Origin of the sequence: Streptomyces sp. NPDC052236 (assembly GCF_044548015.1) — a bacterium.
In the GTDB taxonomy this organism is placed as follows: Bacteria; Actinomycetota; Actinomycetes; order Streptomycetales; family Streptomycetaceae; genus Streptomyces.
Genome location: NZ_JBIUBL010000004.1, coordinates 300,061 through 317,195, shown reverse-complemented (window position 1 = coordinate 317,195; position 17,135 = coordinate 300,061). Strand labels below are relative to the sequence as shown.

Genomic DNA, 17,135 nt, shown 5'->3' with positions numbered 1-17,135 from the left:
GTGAATCTTGACGTCATCCGGGCGCAATGTAAGCATCCCATCAGCCGATGTTTACGTAAACATCCTGAGCCGGTAACCACATCGGCTACGGAGCCTGTCACGTACGTCTCCACCCGGCGGCCGGGTTGGACGGGACGACCAGCAAGGAACCAGCAATGACGGCATTGTCACCGCCCTCCCGGGCGGGACGCCCCCCACGGGGGCTTCAGCGAAGGCGCGGCTGGGTCGGATGGGGCTTCATCGGCCCCTTCATGGCGGTCTTCGCGCTGGTGTTCCTCGCACCGATCGCCTACTCGATCTACCTGAGCCTCTTCAGGAACCAGCTCGTCGGCGGCAACTCGTTCGTCGGCCTGGACAACTACCAGCGCGCCGTCGAAGACCCGATCTTCTGGGACGCCCTCGGCCGGGTCGCCATCTTCCTGGCCATCCAGGTGCCCATCATGCTGGGGATCGCGCTGCTGGTCGCGCTCGCCATCGACAGCGGCCGGCTCTACGGCAAGAACTTCTTCCGCATCGCGATCTTCCTCCCGTACGCCGTGCCCGCCGTCGTGGCCGCCCTGATGTGGGGCTTCATGTACGGCACCCGCTTCGGTCTCGTCGGCAACATCAACGACACCTTCGACGTCACCCTGCCCGACCCGCTCTCCCCCGATCTGGTGCTCGCCTCCATCGGCAACATCGTGACCTGGGAGTTCGTGGGCTACAACATGCTGATCTTCTACTCCGCCCTACAGGTCATCCCGCACTCGCTCTACGAGGCGGCGGAGATCGACGGAGCCGGACAGTGGCGGGTCATCACCGCGATCAAGATTCCCGCCATCCGCGGGGCGCTGGCCATCGCCACCATCTTCTCGATCATCGGCAGCTTCCAGCTCTTCAACGAGCCGAGCATCATGCAGAAGCTGGCGCCCAACGCGATCACCACGGACTTCACGCCCAACCTCTACGCCTACACGCTTGCCTTCTCCGGCCAGCAGCACAACTACGCGGCCACGGTGGCGATCGTCATGGGCATTCTCACCATGATCATCGCTTATGTCGTGCAACTCCGCGGCATGCGAAAGGAAGCGTGACGATGCCAGTCGCCGCCCCGACCAGTGTTGCCCCGCGCAAGGGCGACCGCCCCCGCGGCCTCACCACGCTGCGCAAACCGCGCACCCGGCACTCGGCCGGCCGCCCCCGCCGCAGCGTCCTGCTCACCCTCCTCACCGGCCTCGTACTGCTCTATACGCTGGTGCCGCTCGGCTGGCTCGCGATCAACGCCACCAAGACCCAGGAAGGGCTGTTCGACTCCTTCGGCCTGTGGTTCGCCGGCGACTTCGCGCTGTTCAGCAACATCGGCGACACCCTCACCTACAACGACGGCGTCTTTGTCCGCTGGCTGCTGAACACCCTCCTGTACGTGGTCCTCGGCGCGGGCGGCGCGACATTCCTCGCCGTGCTCGGCGGCTACGCGCTCGCCAAGTTCAACTTCCCCGGCAAGCGCGGCATCTTCGCCCTCGTCATCGGAGCCGTCGCGGTTCCCGGCACGGCGCTGGCCGTGCCCACCTTCCTCATGTTCAGCGAGATGGGCCTGACCAACACCCCATGGGCCGTGATCATCCCCTCGCTGATCTCACCGTTCGGCCTCTATCTGATGTGGGTCTTCGCCGCGGAGGCGATCCCCGCCGAGCTGCTGGAAGCCGCGCGCATCGACGGCGCGAGCGAGCTGCGCACCTTCTTCACGGTGTGCCTGCCACTGCTGGCCCCCGGCATCGTCACCGTGCTGCTCTTCACCATCGTCGCGACGTGGAACAACTACTTCCTGCCGCTGATCATGCTCAAGGACCCGGACTGGTACCCGCTCACCCTGGGACTCCACTCCTGGAACGAGCAGGCGGCCACCGCGGGCGGCGAGGCCGTGTTCAACCTGGTGCTCACCGGATCGCTGCTCACCATCGTGCCGCTGATCGCCGCATTCCTCCTGCTCCAGAGGTTCTGGCAGTCAGGACTCGCCGCCGGAAGCGTAAAGGAGTGAGCCATTCCTGTCTTATGTCGCCCCCCACTCCTGAGTGACCCCCCACGCAGCGGTTTCCGACCTCGGCAGTTCCTTTCGGCAGTTCTCTGACAACGAAGTGAGATGCACTGATGATCAACACAAAGCGCCACGCCCTGCGAGGCGTCGGGCTGGCGTCCGTTTTCGCGCTGTCCCTCTCCCTGACGGCGTGCGGCTCCTCCGACAAAGAGGATGACGCGAGCGGACCCGCCGACATCAACGCGGCGGTCGACAAGGGCGGCGAGCTGACCATCTGGGCCTGGGAACCGACCCTGAAGCAGGTCGTGGCGGACTTCCAGACCGCGCACCCCAAGGTGAAGATCAAGCTGGTCAACGCGGGGACCGGGAACGACCAGTACACCGCCGTCCAGAACGCGGTCAAGGCAGGCAAGGGCGTGCCCGACCTCGCGCAGATCGAGTACTTCGCGATGGGCCAGTTCTCGCTCGCCAAGTCCATCACCGACCTCACCAAGTACGGCGCGGACAAGCAGGAGAAGACCTTCACCCCCGGCCCGTGGAAGGCCGTGAAGGCCGGTGAGGGCATCTACGGGATGCCCATGGACTCCGGCCCGATGGCGCTGTACTACAACAAGAAGGTCTTCGACAAGCACAGCATCAAGGTGCCTGCCACCTGGGACGAGTACGTGGTGGCGGCCGAGAAGCTGCACAAGGCCGACCCCAAGGTCTTCATCACCAATGACACCGGCGAGGCCGGCTTCGCCACCAGCCTGATCTGGCAGGCCGGCGGACGCCCGTACAAGGTCGACGGCACCAACGTCTCCATCGACTTCTCCGACGCGGGCTCCACCACGTACGCGAAGACCTGGCAGAAGCTCATCGACAAGAAGCTGGTCGCGCCCGTCACCTCCTGGAACGACGAGTGGTTCAAGGGCCTGGCCGACGGCAGCATCGCCACCCTGGCCACCGGCGCCTGGATGCCGCCCAACCTGGAGTCGAGCGCGGCGGCCGGCTCCGGCGACTGGCGAGTCGCTCCGCTGCCGCAGTGGAAGGCGGGCGAGAAGGCGAGCGCCGAGAGCGGTGGCAGCGCGCTGACGATCCCCGAAGCCAGCGGCAACAAGCAGCTCGCCTACGCGTTCATGGAGTACGCCACCTCCGGCGCCGGGGCGAAGACCCGCATCAAGAACGGGGCGTTCCCCGCGACCACGGCCGACCTGACGTCCCCGGAATTCCTGGCCAAGAAGTTCGACTACTTCGGCGGACAGGAGGCCAACAAGATCTTCTCCGAGTCGGCCGCCAATGTCGCCGCCGACTGGTCGTACCTGCCCTTCCAGGTCTACGCCAACCGCGTCTTCAACGACAACGTGGGCAAGGCATACGTCTCCAGCACGACCCTGGTCCAGGGGCTCGACGCCTGGCAGAAGGCGTCCAAGGCCTACGGCACCGAGCAGGGCTTCACCGTCAAGTAACGCCTGCTGTTCGCAACGGCAGCCGGAAAGACGGCGACGGGCGGCACCCCCTCACGGCCGCCCGTCGCCGCTCCGGCACGCCCAATTCCCCCCATTCTCTCCGCTCAACCGCTTCAAGGAGCATGATGACCCGCGCCCCCTCGCCCCGCTGGCTGCGTTGGCCCACCGATGCCCCCACACCGGGGTTCGCCTATGGCGCCGACTACAACCCGGAGCAGTGGCCGCGCGAGGTCTGGCCCGAGGACATCCGGCTGATGCGCGAAGCCGGCGTCAACATCGTCTCGCTCGGCATCTTCTCCTGGGCCCGTATCCAGCCCGCTCCCTACGTATGGGACTTCGAGTGGCTTGACGAGATCATGGACCTGCTGCACGCGGGCGGCATCGCCGTGGACCTCGCCACCGCGACCGCCTCCCCGCCGCCCTGGCTGACCACGCTCCACCCCGAGATCCTGCCGGTGAACCAGGCCGGCGAGACCGTCTGGCCGGGCGCCCGCCAGCACTGGCGGCCCACCTCCCCCGTCTTCCGTACGTACGCGCTCCAGCTGGTCACCGCGATGGCCGAGCGCTACGGCGAGCACCCCGCGCTCACCGCCTGGCACATCTCCAACGAGCTGGGCTGCCACAACGTCTACGACTACTCCGACGACGCGGCCGCCGCCTTCCGCGTCTGGCTGTCCACCCGTTACGGCACGATCGAGGCGCTCAACCACGCCTGGGGCACGGCCTTCTGGTCCCAGCGCTACACACAGTGGAACCAGATCCTGCCGCCCCGGCTGGCCGCCTCGCACCCCAACCCCACCCAGCAGCTCGACTTCAAGCGCTTCTCCTCGGACGCCCTCAAGGACTGTCTGCGAGCCGAGCGCGAGGTGCTGTACCGCCTCACCCCCGAGATCCCGGTGACCACCAACTTCATGGTCATGGGCGAGACCAAGGGCATGCACTACGCCGACTGGGCCGCCGAGGTGGACTTCGTATCCAACGACCACTACACCCACCCCGGCCCGCAGAGCCTGGACGAGCTGTCGTTCTCCGCGAACCTCACCGGCTCCCTCGCCTCCGGGCGGCCGTGGTTCCTGATGGAGCACTCCACCAGCGCGGTCAACTGGCAGCCCGTCAATGTCGCCAAGCGGGACGGCGAGCTGGCCCGCGACTCGCTGCTGCATGTGGCGCACGGCGCCGACGCCGTCTGCTTCTTCCAGTGGCGTCAGTCGGCGGCCGGCGCGGAGAAGTACCACTCGGCGATGGTTCCGCACGCCGGTGAGGACAGCGAGGTGTTCCGCTCCGTGGCCGCCCTGGGAGGCCTGCTGGGCAAGCTGGCCGAGGTCGCGGGATCCACCCGCAGCCCCGCCCGGGCCGCGATCCTGTTCGACTGGGAGTCGTGGTGGGCCAGCGAACAGGACTCCCACCCGTCCTCCCTGCTGCGCTACCGGCAGGAGGCCCTCGACTGGTACTCGGCCTTCCTCGCCCTGGGCGTACGGGCCGATGTCATCCACACCGGCGCGGCGCTCGACGGCTACGACCTGGTGGTCGCGCCGGTGCTGCACATGGTGCCCCGCGCCCTCGCCAAGGAACTGACCGGCTACGTCGACGGCGGCGGGCATCTGGTCACCACCTACTTCTCCGGAGTGGTCGACGAGAACGACCACGCCTGGCTCGGCGGCTACCCCGGCGCGCTGCGCGAACTGCTCGGCATCAGGATCGAGGAGTTCGCGCCCCTGCTCGAAGCGGAGAGCGTCGCGCTGGACAACGGCCTGACCGGCACGCTGTGGGCCGACCGGATCACCGTCACCGACGAAGCCGCCGTCGAGGTGCTCGCCGCCTACAGCTCCGGTGACCGGGCGGGCCGGCCCGCGATCACCCGCCGCACGGTGGGACGCGGATCCGCCGCGTACGTCTCCACCCGGCTGGGCGCCGAGGGCCTGGCGGACGTACTCGCCGGGCTGCTGGCGGGCGCCGGGGTCACCAGCGAGCTGCCCGAGGCCGCCCGCGGCCGGGCCGAGCTGGTGGTGCGCGGCAACAGCGACACCGGCACCGCCTACTGGTTCCTCGTCAACCGTACCGACGAGCCCGTCGAACTTCCGGGCGTGGACGGCGAATTGCTCACCCCGGCCGACAACCCCCAGGAGCGCGGGCCCCTTGTCCTCGGCCCGCGCGGCGTCGCGGTGGTACGCCGCTGAGACAGGTGAGACAGGAGGAACTCACCGGACCACCTTCAGCACCACCTTCGAGCATGTCGGCAGTTCTCCCCCGATTGACTGAACAGGTTAGGGAAGATCACGTTGAAGCGACCACGAACGATCCGGTTCCTCCCGGCGGCACTCGCCGTCGTCCTCGCCACCGGCGGCGCGCTGGCCTCCGGCCCACTGCCCGCCGCGGCGGCGGCTTCGGCCGCGGACGAGGTTCCCTCGGCCGTCACCGTACGCCCGGACCCCTCCTACCAGGGGCAGAAGTTCGAGGGCTGGGGCACCAGCCTCGTCTGGTTCGCCAACGCGACCGGCGACTACCCCGCCGAGATACGTGAGCGGCTGGCGCAGCTGGTCTTCGGCGACCAGGGCCTGGCGCTGAACATCGCCCGGTACAACGTCGGCGGCGGCAACGCCCCCGACGTCAAGGACTACCTGCGCGCGGGCGGCGCGGTCGAAGGCTGGTGGAAGGCCCCCGCGGGCACCACCCGCGAGGACACCACCTGGTGGTCCGCCGACGATCCCGCCGACTGGAACAAGAACGCCGACGCGACGCAGCGCTGGTGGGTGGACCGTATCGCCAAGGAGGTCGACCACTGGGAGGCGTTCAGCAACTCCCCGCCGTGGTTCATGACCGAGAGCGGCTATGTGTCCGGCAACTTCGACGCGGGCAAGGACCAGCTGCGCCCGGACGCGGTGGACGACTTCGCGGCGTACATGACCGGCGCGGTGGACCGGCTGGAGAAGGCGCACAAGATCAAGGTCGACACCATCGACCCGTTCAACGAGCCGAACACCTCCTACTGGGGCACAAAGCTGGGCGCCGACGGCGAACCGGTGGGTGGCCGCCAGGAGGGCGCGCACATAGGGCCCGAGCTGCAGCAGAAGGTCATCACGGCGCTCACCGCCAAGCTGGGCAAGGCCAGGACCGACGCGGTGATCTCGGCGATGGACGAGACCAACCCGACGACCTTCGCCCGTAACTGGGAGTCGTACCCGCAGGACGTACGGGACCAGGTCGAGCAGCTCAATGTGCACACGTACGGCACCGGCGGCCGTACCACTCCCCGGGACATCGCCAAGGCGGCCGACAAGCCGCTGTGGATGAGCGAGGTCGACGGCGACTGGGGCGACGGCCAGAGCTTCACGAGTATGAAGCCCGGTCTGGGGCTGGCCAAGCACATCGTGGACGATCTGCGCGAACTGGAGCCCACCGCCTGGCTGTTCTGGCAGCCGGTGGAGGACTACGACAACATGAAGCCGGGTGCGGAGTCGGCGAAGGGCGGCAACTGGGGCAGCATCCAGGTGCCGTTCAGCTGCACCTCGAAGGACACCCTGGCCAGCTGCCCGGTCCTGACCAACACCAAGTTCAACACGGCCAGGAACTTCACCCACTTCATCAAGCCCGGCGACCGGCTGGTGAAGGTGAACGACACGGCGAGCGCGGCGGCGGTCTCGGCGAACGGGCGCGGCGCGACGGTCGTGCATGTCAACGACTCGCAGGCCCCGCGCAAGGTGACGGTGGACCTCTCCGGCTTCGCCAAGGTGGCGCGGAACGCGACGGTGACCCCTGTGGTGACCAACGCCGCGGGCGCTCTCGTCAAGCAGGCCCCGGTGAAGGTGTCGCACGGGAGCGCGACTGTCACCGTACCGGCCGAGTCGGTGACGAGCATGCTGGTGACCGGCGTCTCGGGCGTCGCGGCGAACGCGTCGCTGATCCAGCCGGGCCACTCCTACCGGCTGACCGGCGTGGGCAGCGGCAAGTCGCTCGATGTGTCGGACGACGCCACGGGCACGGTCATCCGCACCACGAACGCGGCGGACACGGGTCAGCAGTGGCAGATCGAGAAGGTGTCGCGCGGTAACGACAACCGCGAGCGCTATGTGCTGCGCAACCCGGCGGACCAGCTCCGGCTGGCGGTCCGTGACGGCGCCGCTGTAGTGGAGAAGGACGAGGGCGAGCGGGGAACGGCCGCCCAGTGGATCCTGTCGACCACCGGCGACAAGACCTTCACCTTCGTCAACGCGGAGACCGGCAGGCTGCTCGAAGTCGGCGGGCAGGCCACGGCGGACGGCTCGCGGGTCTCGACCTGGCTGCCGAACTCCGGGACCAACCAGCGGTGGACCGTCACTGATGTGACGTAGGTCTGACATAAGCGAGGTAAGTCTGACGGTGATCCCCACCGGCGCGGGCCGGGTACGCCTCACGGTGTACCCGGCCCGCGCCGGTGTTGGGCGGCGTCAGGCGGCGTCTCTGGGGCCATGTCGGCCTGGAGCGCGCTGGGTCCGCCGACACCTCGACGCTCAGCCCGTCGGCGCCGCTCACGGTCGCCCGTACGTCCTCGACGAAGGCGCTGCGCGCCTCCTCGTCGGCGCCGGGCTCGGTGGTCGACACCGGGTACATCAGCGTCATGCCGTCCTTCGAGGGAACAGCTTCGGGCCGCTGCGCGACGTCAATCTCGCCGACCTGCCGGTCCGCCGTGGCACGGTCGGCCGCGGTCAGCCCGCCGTCACGGCGGTAGACGAGGTAGTCAACCACGTTGTCGCGCTGTACGTCTTCGAGCTCGCCCGCGACGGGGAAGGCCGGCGCGATGACCGCGACGCGGGGAACATGCGGATCCTGTCCGCGACCGCATGCCTGGACCGGGGCCGCTGGTTCGTGTCCCTCCAGGCCGAGCAGAAGCACCAGCTGGTGAAAGTGGCCCGTCCAGGTGCGGCGGTCGGTATCGACCTCGGCATCAAGACCCTCGCGGTCCTCGCGGACAGCGACGGTGTCCTCAGCGAGGAACCCAACCCACGCCACCTGGACCGCGCACAGAAACAGCTGCGCCGCGCCAGCCGGGTCATCTCCTGCCGCCGCGGCCCCGACCGGCCCACCGGGCAGCAGCCCTCCCACCGCTGGGAGAAGGCCAACCAGGCGCGGAGCAAGATCCATCACCGGGTCGCGAACCTCCGCGAGGACACCCTCCACAAGATGACGACCCGCCTCGCCTCCCAGTACGGCACGGTCGTCGTCGAAGACCTCAACGTCGCCGGAATGGGCCGCAACCGCCGCCTGTCCCGCCGCCTCGCGGATGCCGCGTTCGGCGAGATCCGACGCCGGCTCACCTACAAAACCCGTCGGCACGGCACACGCCTCGTCGTCGCCGACCGCTGGTTCCCCTCCTCGAAGACCTGCTCGCGCTGCGGTGTGGTGAAAGCCGAACTGCCCCTCAGCGTGCGTGCCTTCGAGTGCGGCGGCGGTCAGGCAGCGCCCGATTCATCGCGCGGACGGGTGAGATGGGGGTACTACTGGGATGGCGATCGCCGGGGGTTGCTCCCCGGGGAGTACGCACGGTGTACTTCGCGGTGTACGCGAGCGGCTGAAGGCGGGCGGCCGGGGGCGGCTAGAACGGCGTACGCGCCGCCGCCAGCAGCCGCGCCGTATCGTCCGCGCACAGTTGCAGCGCCGCGCCGACCGTCGTCAGCACCTCGCGCTCCGCCGGGCTGTACGGACCGTCCGCGAGCGCGATTCTCGCCCCCTGGAGCAGGATCGACTCCCGGCCCGCCGCCGCCAGATGCGGCGCGAGCGGTTCCAGCGCCTCGTGCAGCTCGATGGCGAGCGCCGCGCCGAAGGGCCCGGTGTCGGCGACGTACCGGCCGGTGTCCGCGGCCAGCGCCTCGATCAGGGCCGTGAGCTGGTCTTCCGTACAGTCGTCCAGGCCCGCGGCGCGGACCGTGGCGACAGCGGTCTCCCGTACCGAACGCGACGATGTGCCGCCGGAGACGAGGACGGCCAGCGCGACGGTGTGGACGGCATCGCGCAGCATGGCCGAAAAGCGGCTGGTGGTGGGGTGGTCCAGGGCGTCCATGGAGAAGCGTGTGTGGCAGGCGGCGCATTCGATCACGGGCCCGGCCGAACCGCGCGGCAGCAGCGGCACGCCGAGAACGGTGAAGCGCCGGCGGCCGGTGCGGCGGCGGTAATTGCGGTCGCCTCCGCAGTCGGAGCAGAAGAACTCGCCGTCGCCGACGGTGTTCCAGGTGGTGTGGACGCCGCAGACCAGCACCTTTCGGCCGAATGGTCCTCGGTCTGGCTGCACGACGCTCGCACCTCCGTAACTCTCCGGCAACGCTGCCGTGTTGACGTGATGTTAGCCACAGCGGTGAAGCGGCGACAGCATCCGGGTGCCTGTACAAGCGGACATGGCTGATTCCCCTCCCTGTGCGGGTGCCCCGGGCCCCGTACGCACCGTGCCCCCGGACGCTGCCCGAAGGCGCGTCCGGGGGCACGGTCGGATGACCCCGCGGGCTCAGCGAGCAGCGCGGTTGACCGCCGACACGACCGCCTTCAGCGAGGCGCGCGTGGTGTTGGCGTCGATGCCGATGCCCCACAGCACCTTGCCGTCGATCGCGCACTCGATGTACGAGGCGGCCTGCGCGGACGCGCCCTCGCTCATCGTGTGCTCCTGGTAGTCCAGCAGCCGCGCGTCGATGCCCACCGCGCCCAGCGCCTGGAAGAACGCCGAGATCGGGCCGTTGCCGACGCCGTTCAGCACCGTCTCCGCGCCGTCCACGACCGCCTCGACGGTCAGCGTGTCGACGCCGTCCTTGTCGGTGGTGGACTGGCCGGAACGCAGCTGGATACGACCCCAGCGAGCCGCCTCGTCGTCGGGCGCGTCGTCCGGGCGGGGCAGATACTCGTCCTGGAAGACCGACCAGATCGCCTTGGGCGTGATCTCGCCGCCCTCGGTGTCCGTCTTCGCCTGGATGATCTTCGAGAACTCGATCTGCATCCGGCGCGGCAGGTCCAGCTTGTGGTCGTTCTTCATGACGTAGGCGATGCCGCCCTTACCGGACTGCGAGTTGACCCGGATGACCGCCTCGTAGGAGCGGCCCACGTCCTTGGGGTCGATGGGCAGATACGGGACCGCCCACTCGATGTCGTCCACGGTCTTGCCCTGGGCAGCCGCGTCGGCCTCCATGGCGTCGAAGCCCTTCTTGATGGCGTCCTGGTGGGAGCCTGAGAAGGAGGTGTAGACCAGATCGCCCGCGTAGGGGTGGCGCGGATGAATCTCCATCTGGTTGCAGTACTCGCTCGTACGACGGATCTCGTCGATCTGCGAGAAGTCGATCTGCGGGTCGACGCCCTGGCTGAACAGGTTCATGCCCAGCGTCACCAGGTCGACATTGCCGGTGCGCTCGCCCTGCCCGAACAGGCAGCCCTCGATACGGTCCGCACCGGCCATCAGCGCCAGCTCGGCGGCGGCGACGGCGGTGCCGCGGTCGTTGTGCGGGTGCACGGACAGGCAGACGTACTCGCGGCGCGACAGATTGCGCGACATCCACTCGAAGCGGTCCGCGTGCGTGGACGGCGTCGACCGTTCGACGGTGGCGGGCAGGTTGAGGATGATCTCGCGCCCGGCCTCCGGCTGCCAGACGTCCATGACGGCTTCGCAGACCTCCAGCGCGTAGTCCAGCTCGGTGTCGGTGAAGATCTCCGGGCTGTACTGGTAGCCGAAGACGGTCTCGGGGCCCAGGTGCTTCTCGGCGTACTCCATCACCAGCCGGGTGCCGTCCACGGCGATCTGCTTGACCTGCTCCTTCGAGCCGCGGAAGACGACGCGGCGGAAGGTGGGGGCGGTGGCGTTGTACAGGTGGACGGTGGCGCGGTGGGCGCCGCGCAGGGATTCGACGGTGCGCTCGATCAGCTCTTCACGCGCCTGGGTGAGGACGGAGATCGTCACGTCCTCGGGGATCGCGCCCTCTTCTTCGATGATGGAGCGCACGAAGTCGAAGTCGGTCTGCCCGGAGGCGGGGAAACCGACCTCGATCTCCTTGTAGCCCATCTTCACCAGCAGGTCGAACATCTCGCGCTTGCGGGCGGGCGACATCGGGTCGATCAGGGCCTGGTTGCCGTCGCGCAGATCGGTGGACAGCCAGCGGGGCGCCCGCGTGATCCGGTTCTCCGGCCAGGCGCGGTCGCGGATGTCCACGGCCTCGTACGGGCCGTACTTGTGGATCGGCATCCCGGACGGCTTCTGAGTGTGGGTCGCCGTGGTGATGGGCGTGGGCCGTCCAACAGGACTGGCGGAATTCTCAGACATTTGCGTGGGGCTCCTCGGGAGGTCCTGCGGAAGGACGGCCAACCGACTGGGTCGAAGCAGCACCAGATCCCGCGGGGAGGGGGTCGGCCTACGACTACAGGCCCTCGCCGCGGCAGCTAAGGAGAAGCAGCCCAAAACGCATGATGCGACGCAGCCTAGCCGAGACCTGAGGGGCCCGACGGTCCCGTATCAGCATGCGGGACGCACATTCCGCGGCAAAGCGCGGTCCAAACGGTGATCCATCACTCCATTTCGTCAATGATGGTGGCAGGTAGTGACAAGGACATGACTCAGTGCCACAGTCCCGCACATGGACGTCAACGCCCACCGGGACCACCCGGTCTTCTGCACCATCGTGCCGCCCCATGTCCTCGACAAACTGGCCCGCGCCGGGGACCCCGCGATCGCCCAGTCCGCCGCCCGCACCCTGGAGCACGACGCTCTCCAGCGCACCCGGCGCCGGATCACCACGGTCCGCGGCCTCGCCGCGGCCGCGAGCGAAGCCGTATCGGACAAACCCAACCGCACCATCTACGACGCCGAGAACCAGGAGACCCTGCCGGGCAAGAAGGTGCACTCCGAGAACGACAAGCCCAGCAAGGACGCGACGGTCAACCGCGCCCACGCGGGCCTCGGCGCGACCTTCGAGCTGTACCTCAAGGCGTACGGCCGTCGCTCCATCGACGACAACGGCCTGCCCCTGAACGCGACCGTCCACTACGGCGAGAAGTACGGCAACGCCTTCTGGGACGGCCACCGGATGGTCTTCGGCGACGGCGACGGCGAGCTGTTCCTGGACTTCACGCTGCCCGTGGATGTAATCGGGCACGAGCTCACCCACGGTGTCACGCAGTACACCGCGAACCTGGAGTACTTCAACCAGTCCGGCGCGCTGAACGAGTCCCTGTCGGACGTCTTCGGCTCGCTGATCAAGCAGTACTCCCTGGGGCAGACCGCCGACCAGGCCGACTGGCTGATCGGCAAGGGTCTGCTGGGCCCCAATGTCACGGGGGTCGCGCTGCGCTCGATGAAGGGGCCGGGCACGGCGTACGACGACGATGTACTCGGCAAGGACCCGCAGCCCGGAAAGATGGAGGACTACGTCACGACGGGCCGCGACAACGGCGGTGTCCACATCAACTCGGGCATCCCGAACCGCGCCTTCTACCTGGTCGCCACCGCACTGGGCGGCAATGCGTGGGAACGGGCGGGCCAGATCTGGTACGACGTGCTGACCGGCGGCGAGCTGACGCGGACCGCGGAGTTCACCGAGTTCGCGCGCCTCACGGCAGCCGCGGCCCGCTCCCGCTACGGCGAGGGGGCAGAGCTGGACGCTCTGCTGAAAGCGTGGTCCCAGGTGGGGGTGGCTGCTACCAACTGAGCCGTTCTCGTACTAGACAGGAACCATGGTTATCCAGGTAAGGCGCACAGGAGGATTCGCCGGCATCGAGCGGTTCTCGGAGGTGGACACCTCCGGGCGGACCGATGCGAGCCAGTGGCATGCCCTGGCCGACCAGGCAGTCGCCGACGGCCGGGACACGCCGCCGATCGGGGTGCCGGACGGGTTCACGTACCAGCTGACGGTTGACGGGCGCACGGTCTACTGCGCGGATCCCCGGCTGACGGACGCACAGCGGCAGCTGATCTCGCTCGTCCTCAAGGAAGGCTCCTGACACCGCCGCGAACGCCGGTGGGGCTGGAAATCCAGCCCCGCTGGGGGTCCCCCCCACGCCCTCTGGGGGTCCCCCCACGCCCTCAGGGCGTAGGGGGAGTAGGGGGAGTAGGGGGAGTTTGAGGCGCGGGGGCTCGGGGGCAGCGCCCCCGACCAGGGCCGGACACTTGCGGCTACCGCCCCGCCCCCAGACCCTCAGAAGCCCAGCTTGCGCAGCTGCCGCGGGTCCCGCTGCCAGTCCTTCGCCACCTTCACATGCAGGTCCAGGAAGACCGGCGTGCCCAGCAGCGCCTCGATGTGCTTGCGCGACTGCGTGCCGACCTCCTTCAGGCGCTTGCCCTTCGGGCCGATGATGATGCCCTTCTGGCTCGGGCGCTCGATGTAGAGGTTCGCGTGGATGTCCAGCAGCGGCTTGTCCGCCGGGCGGTCCTCGCGCGGGATCATCTCCTCGACGACCACCGCGATGGAGTGCGGCAGCTCATCCCGTACGCCTTCCAGCGCCGCCTCGCGGATCAGCTCCGCGACCATGACCTGCTCCGGCTCGTCCGTGAGGTCGCCCTCCGGGTAGAGCGGCGGGCCCTCCGGCATCAGCGGGATCAGCAGGTCGGCCACCAGCTGGACCTGGTCGCCGGAGACCGCCGAGACCGGAACGATCTCCGCCCACTCCATGCCCAGCTCCTTGCCGAGCTGGTCGATCGCGATCAGCTGCTCGGCCAGCGTCCTGGAGTCGACCAGGTCGGTCTTGGTGATCAGCGCGACCTTCGGGGTCTTCTTGATCCCCGCGAGTTCCTTCGCGATGAAACGGTCACCGGGGCCGAGCTTCTGGTCGGCGGGCACACAGAAGCCGATCACGTCGACTTCGGACCAGGTCGTGCGTACGACGTCGTTGAGGCGCTCCCCGAGCAGCGTGCGCGGCTTGTGCAGGCCCGGGGTGTCAACCAGGATCAGCTGCGCCTCCGGGCGGTGCACGATGCCGCGCACCGTGTGCCTGGTCGTCTGCGGACGGCTGGAAGTGATCGCCACCTTCTGACCGACCAGAGCGTTCGTGAGGGTGGACTTGCCCGCGTTGGGGCGGCCCACGAAGCAGGCGAAGCCTGCCCGGTGGGGGGCGTTGCTGTGCTGGGTACGAGCGCTCATGGCGCCCATTGTCCCTGATGTCACGCGTCCCCAAGCACGCGTGCCCGTCCATGGCGCACTCTGAGCCATACACCGGTCCCTGCGAGGGCCGCCGCGACCACCGCCGCGACGAGCCACGGCAGCGCGAAGAACGACGCTCCGGCCGACTCGCGCACGCCTCGCGCGCTGGCCGTGAGCCTGATATCGCCCCATTCGAGCTGGGGTGCGCCCGCCCAGCGTTCGGTGAGGCGGATCTTCTGGCGCGGCAGCAGTTCGGATGGAATCTTCTTCAGGTTCCGGTTGAGCAGATCGCGGCCGAAGAGTCCCTCGGCCTTGAGGGCGACCTTGGGGCTGAGCGTGACATTGCCGCGGTTGTGGAGGGTGTACGAGATGAGTGTGCTGCTCTCGCCGGTGCCGGGCACCAGTGGCTTGGCGTGGGTGAGCCGGACGTCCTCGACGGAGAGCGCGGGCACGGTGGGCCCGTTCACGCGCAGGTAGACGCGTGCGCCGACGGCCTGCTGGACGGAGACGGCGACCGAGCCGGAGGAGGGGGCGATGCGTTCGTCGAGGGCGACCAGTGCGCCCGGGTGATCACCGGGCTCGGCGCCCTCGGGGACGGTGAGGGTGTACGGCACGGTGACCGAGGAGCGCGCCGGGACGGTGACCCGGTCCCGCTCGGGCCTGGCCCACGCGCCGACGCCGCGCTGCTTCTCCCGCTGGGTGCGCACGGCGAAGCCGCCGTCCCGCTCGGTGTTGTACGCGTCGGCGGCGTACAGCCGGAAGGTCAGCGGCGCGGCGGTCTTGTTGGTGACGGTGACCTGGTCGGTGAGGGTCGTGCCGGGATCGGCGGAGAGGTAGAAGTACGGCCGATTGCCGAGCTCCGCCGAGCTCGGGTAGACGGACCAGTTGCCGTTGTCGGCGGCGTGGGCGGGCGGGACCGCGGACAGCAGCAGCGCGGCCAGGACCGGCAGCAGGGTGAGGCAGAACTTGCGCATAGGTACGGGCCCCCGGGGTTGAGGCGGACCAGGCGGGTGCGCGCCCGGCCCCCCTTTTTTGTGGCTCGGCTCCCTCCCCCTACCTTCGGCGGGGGGACCCCCACCGGGGCGCAAAGCGTGTGTCGACGGTCGATCGTGCTCGACCGCTCGTTCCGCGCGGCCTCCGCGCGTTCTCCACTTTCGACACCCGCGCGCGCCCCTTCGGCTCACTCGCCGGGTGTGGGTCAGAGGGTCAAGATCGGGATCAGGTGAGCGTGAGGGTCAGTACGGCTGCGTACGCGCCCGGGGGCGTGAACGCAGGGACGTTCAGGGAGACCTTCGCGTCCACGGTGAACTCACCTCCCGTCAGCGCCCCATTGGGGGTGGACGCCAGGCTCGCGCCCGCGCTGCCCACCACGCCCGCGGAACCCGCCGCGCAGGTGCTGGGACTGCCCTGCTTGGTGGCGCAGACCGGTGTCCAGCTCAGCGCGCCCGCGTCGATCCTTCCGCCGGGTCCGGTGAAGTCGGTGACCTTGCCGGTCAGGGACCAGCCCGCGGGGCCGCCGCGGAAGTCCTTGACCGTCACCGTCTTCAGATCGCCGGTGGAAGCACCGCCGTTGCCGAAGTTGACGGCCGACATCGCGACGGCGTCACCGGCCTGGGACATGGACAGGGTGCCTGCCGCGACCGAGATGTTGAGCTTCTGGCTGTTCTCGGGCAGCGGAGTGTCGTCAATGACGGTGTACGCGGCCGGGCCCGCGCCCGACTCCGCGGCCCAGGCGGCGCCCTCGTACGCGACGATGCCCGTGGTCGCCTTGTCCTTGACGGCGAGGCGCGCGGTGAAGCCGCCGGTGGCGTTGGCCGTGAAGGTCAGCTTGTCGGCGGTCTCGGCGGGTCCGGCCCGCCCGGCGACGGTGATGCTCGCCAGCGGGGTGAACTTGGTTCCGGTGACGGTGACCCGGTCGCCGGGCTTACCGGAGGCCGTGGCGAGCCGGATGGCGCGCTCGTTGGCTCCGGGCTGGTTCGTGGCGGTGATCGTCTCGGAGACGGGTGCGGGCGGGGTGATCACCGTGCAGGGGGTGTCCAGCTCCATGATGTAGCTGGTGTGGATGTTGTAGTCGCCGGGCGAGAGGGTGATCGAGCCGGGCGCGGTGACCGTGAACGTACCGGTCATCGAGAACGGCGGGAAAGCTCCCTTGCCGGGGACGGGCGGGTTCTTCTTGGGGCCGGTGACCGTGAGGCTGCCGGACTGCGCGCCGCCGAGGGTGACCTTGCCGGTGGGCGTCATGATGTCGGCCGGGAGCGCGAGGTCGACGGGGTTGGCGGCGGCGGGTTTGGCGACGGTGTAGGTGACGGTGACCGTGTCGCCCACCTTGGGGGCGTGGCTGTCGACGGCGATCTCGGCGGTCGTGGTGCCGTCGATGGGCGGGATTCCGGCGATGGGCGGCGGTACGCAGTGGGTCGCGAAGTCCACCGGCGCGGCGGCCACGGCCAGCGCGGAGGCGGGCGCGGCGAGTGAGGCCGTGCCCGCGACCAGGGCGACGGCCCCCAGCGCGGCGGTCCACCGCCGTCGTACCACGGCGGATCGGCGGGGTCTTCGGGTGGCTGACAGCATGGTTGGCCCCCTCCTGATGAAAGTGCGGAC

Annotated in this window: 12 protein-coding genes and 1 pseudogene; 8 read left to right on the top strand and 5 right to left on the bottom strand. The window is 69.1% G+C overall.

Features of this window, described 5'->3' with window-relative positions; translation table 11 throughout:
- Positions 1–155 precede the first annotated feature (155 nt).
- The 6 genes and pseudogenes from ACIHCQ_RS10155 to ACIHCQ_RS10130 all read left to right on the top strand — a co-directional run.
- Positions 156–1,073 (top strand): carbohydrate ABC transporter permease, encoded by a 918-nt coding sequence (locus ACIHCQ_RS10155; protein ID WP_399659830.1) that lies wholly within the window; start codon positions 156–158, stop codon positions 1,071–1,073.
- 2 nt (positions 1,074–1,075) lie between these two features.
- The gene (locus tag ACIHCQ_RS10150) at positions 1,076–2,017 is read left to right on the top strand and encodes a carbohydrate ABC transporter permease (protein ID WP_399659827.1); all 942 of its coding nucleotides are present in this window, start codon (positions 1,076–1,078) and stop codon (positions 2,015–2,017) included.
- Positions 2,018–2,127: 110 nt separating this feature from the next.
- Positions 2,128–3,462 (top strand): ABC transporter substrate-binding protein, encoded by a 1,335-nt coding sequence (locus ACIHCQ_RS10145; RefSeq protein WP_399659824.1) that lies wholly within the window; start codon positions 2,128–2,130, stop codon positions 3,460–3,462.
- 125 nt (positions 3,463–3,587) lie between these two features.
- On the top strand, positions 3,588–5,639 hold the full coding sequence (locus ACIHCQ_RS10140; protein WP_399659822.1) for a beta-galactosidase: 2,052 nt from the start codon (positions 3,588–3,590) through the stop codon (positions 5,637–5,639).
- Between the two features lie 102 nt (positions 5,640–5,741).
- Positions 5,742–7,790, top strand: a complete 2,049-nt coding sequence (locus ACIHCQ_RS10135) for an RICIN domain-containing protein (RefSeq protein WP_399659820.1) — start codon at positions 5,742–5,744, stop codon at positions 7,788–7,790.
- Between the two features lie 466 nt (positions 7,791–8,256).
- Positions 8,257–8,823, top strand: a pseudogene (locus ACIHCQ_RS10130) (RNA-guided endonuclease TnpB family protein); the annotation flags it as partial.
- A 208-nt stretch (positions 8,824–9,031) separates the two neighbouring features.
- Here ACIHCQ_RS10130 and ACIHCQ_RS10125 read toward each other — a convergent pair.
- The gene (locus ACIHCQ_RS10125; RefSeq protein ID WP_399659818.1) at positions 9,032–9,724 is read right to left on the bottom strand and encodes a TerB family tellurite resistance protein; all 693 of its coding nucleotides are present in this window, start codon (positions 9,722–9,724) and stop codon (positions 9,032–9,034) included.
- Positions 9,725–9,934: 210 nt separating this feature from the next.
- The gene (gene leuA / locus ACIHCQ_RS10120) at positions 9,935–11,728 is read right to left on the bottom strand and encodes a 2-isopropylmalate synthase (protein ID WP_399659815.1); all 1,794 of its coding nucleotides are present in this window, start codon (positions 11,726–11,728) and stop codon (positions 9,935–9,937) included.
- Between the two features lie 310 nt (positions 11,729–12,038).
- On the opposite strand from leuA, the gene ACIHCQ_RS10115 reads away from it, so the two are divergent.
- Entirely contained in the window at positions 12,039–13,109 is a 1,071-nt protein-coding gene (locus ACIHCQ_RS10115; protein WP_399659811.1) for a M4 family metallopeptidase, read from the top strand.
- Between the two features lie 25 nt (positions 13,110–13,134).
- Positions 13,135–13,401, top strand: a complete 267-nt coding sequence (locus ACIHCQ_RS10110) for a protealysin inhibitor emfourin (protein ID WP_399659808.1) — start codon at positions 13,135–13,137, stop codon at positions 13,399–13,401.
- A gap of 194 nt (positions 13,402–13,595) precedes the next feature.
- Here the strand turns inward: ACIHCQ_RS10110 and era are convergent, their stop codons facing one another.
- The 3 genes from era to ACIHCQ_RS10095 all read right to left on the bottom strand — a co-directional run bounded on the left by era (position 13,596) and on the right by ACIHCQ_RS10095 (position 17,105).
- The gene (gene era, locus ACIHCQ_RS10105; RefSeq protein ID WP_399659806.1) at positions 13,596–14,546 is read right to left on the bottom strand and encodes a GTPase Era; all 951 of its coding nucleotides are present in this window, start codon (positions 14,544–14,546) and stop codon (positions 13,596–13,598) included.
- A gap of 11 nt (positions 14,547–14,557) precedes the next feature.
- A complete protein-coding gene (locus tag ACIHCQ_RS10100; protein ID WP_399659803.1) occupies positions 14,558–15,511 on the bottom strand; it encodes a WxL protein peptidoglycan domain-containing protein in 954 nt (317 codons plus the stop codon).
- Between the two features lie 244 nt (positions 15,512–15,755).
- Positions 15,756–17,105 (bottom strand): beta-xylosidase, encoded by a 1,350-nt coding sequence (locus tag ACIHCQ_RS10095; RefSeq protein WP_399659801.1) that lies wholly within the window; start codon positions 17,103–17,105, stop codon positions 15,756–15,758.
- Positions 17,106–17,135: the final 30 nt, after the last annotated feature.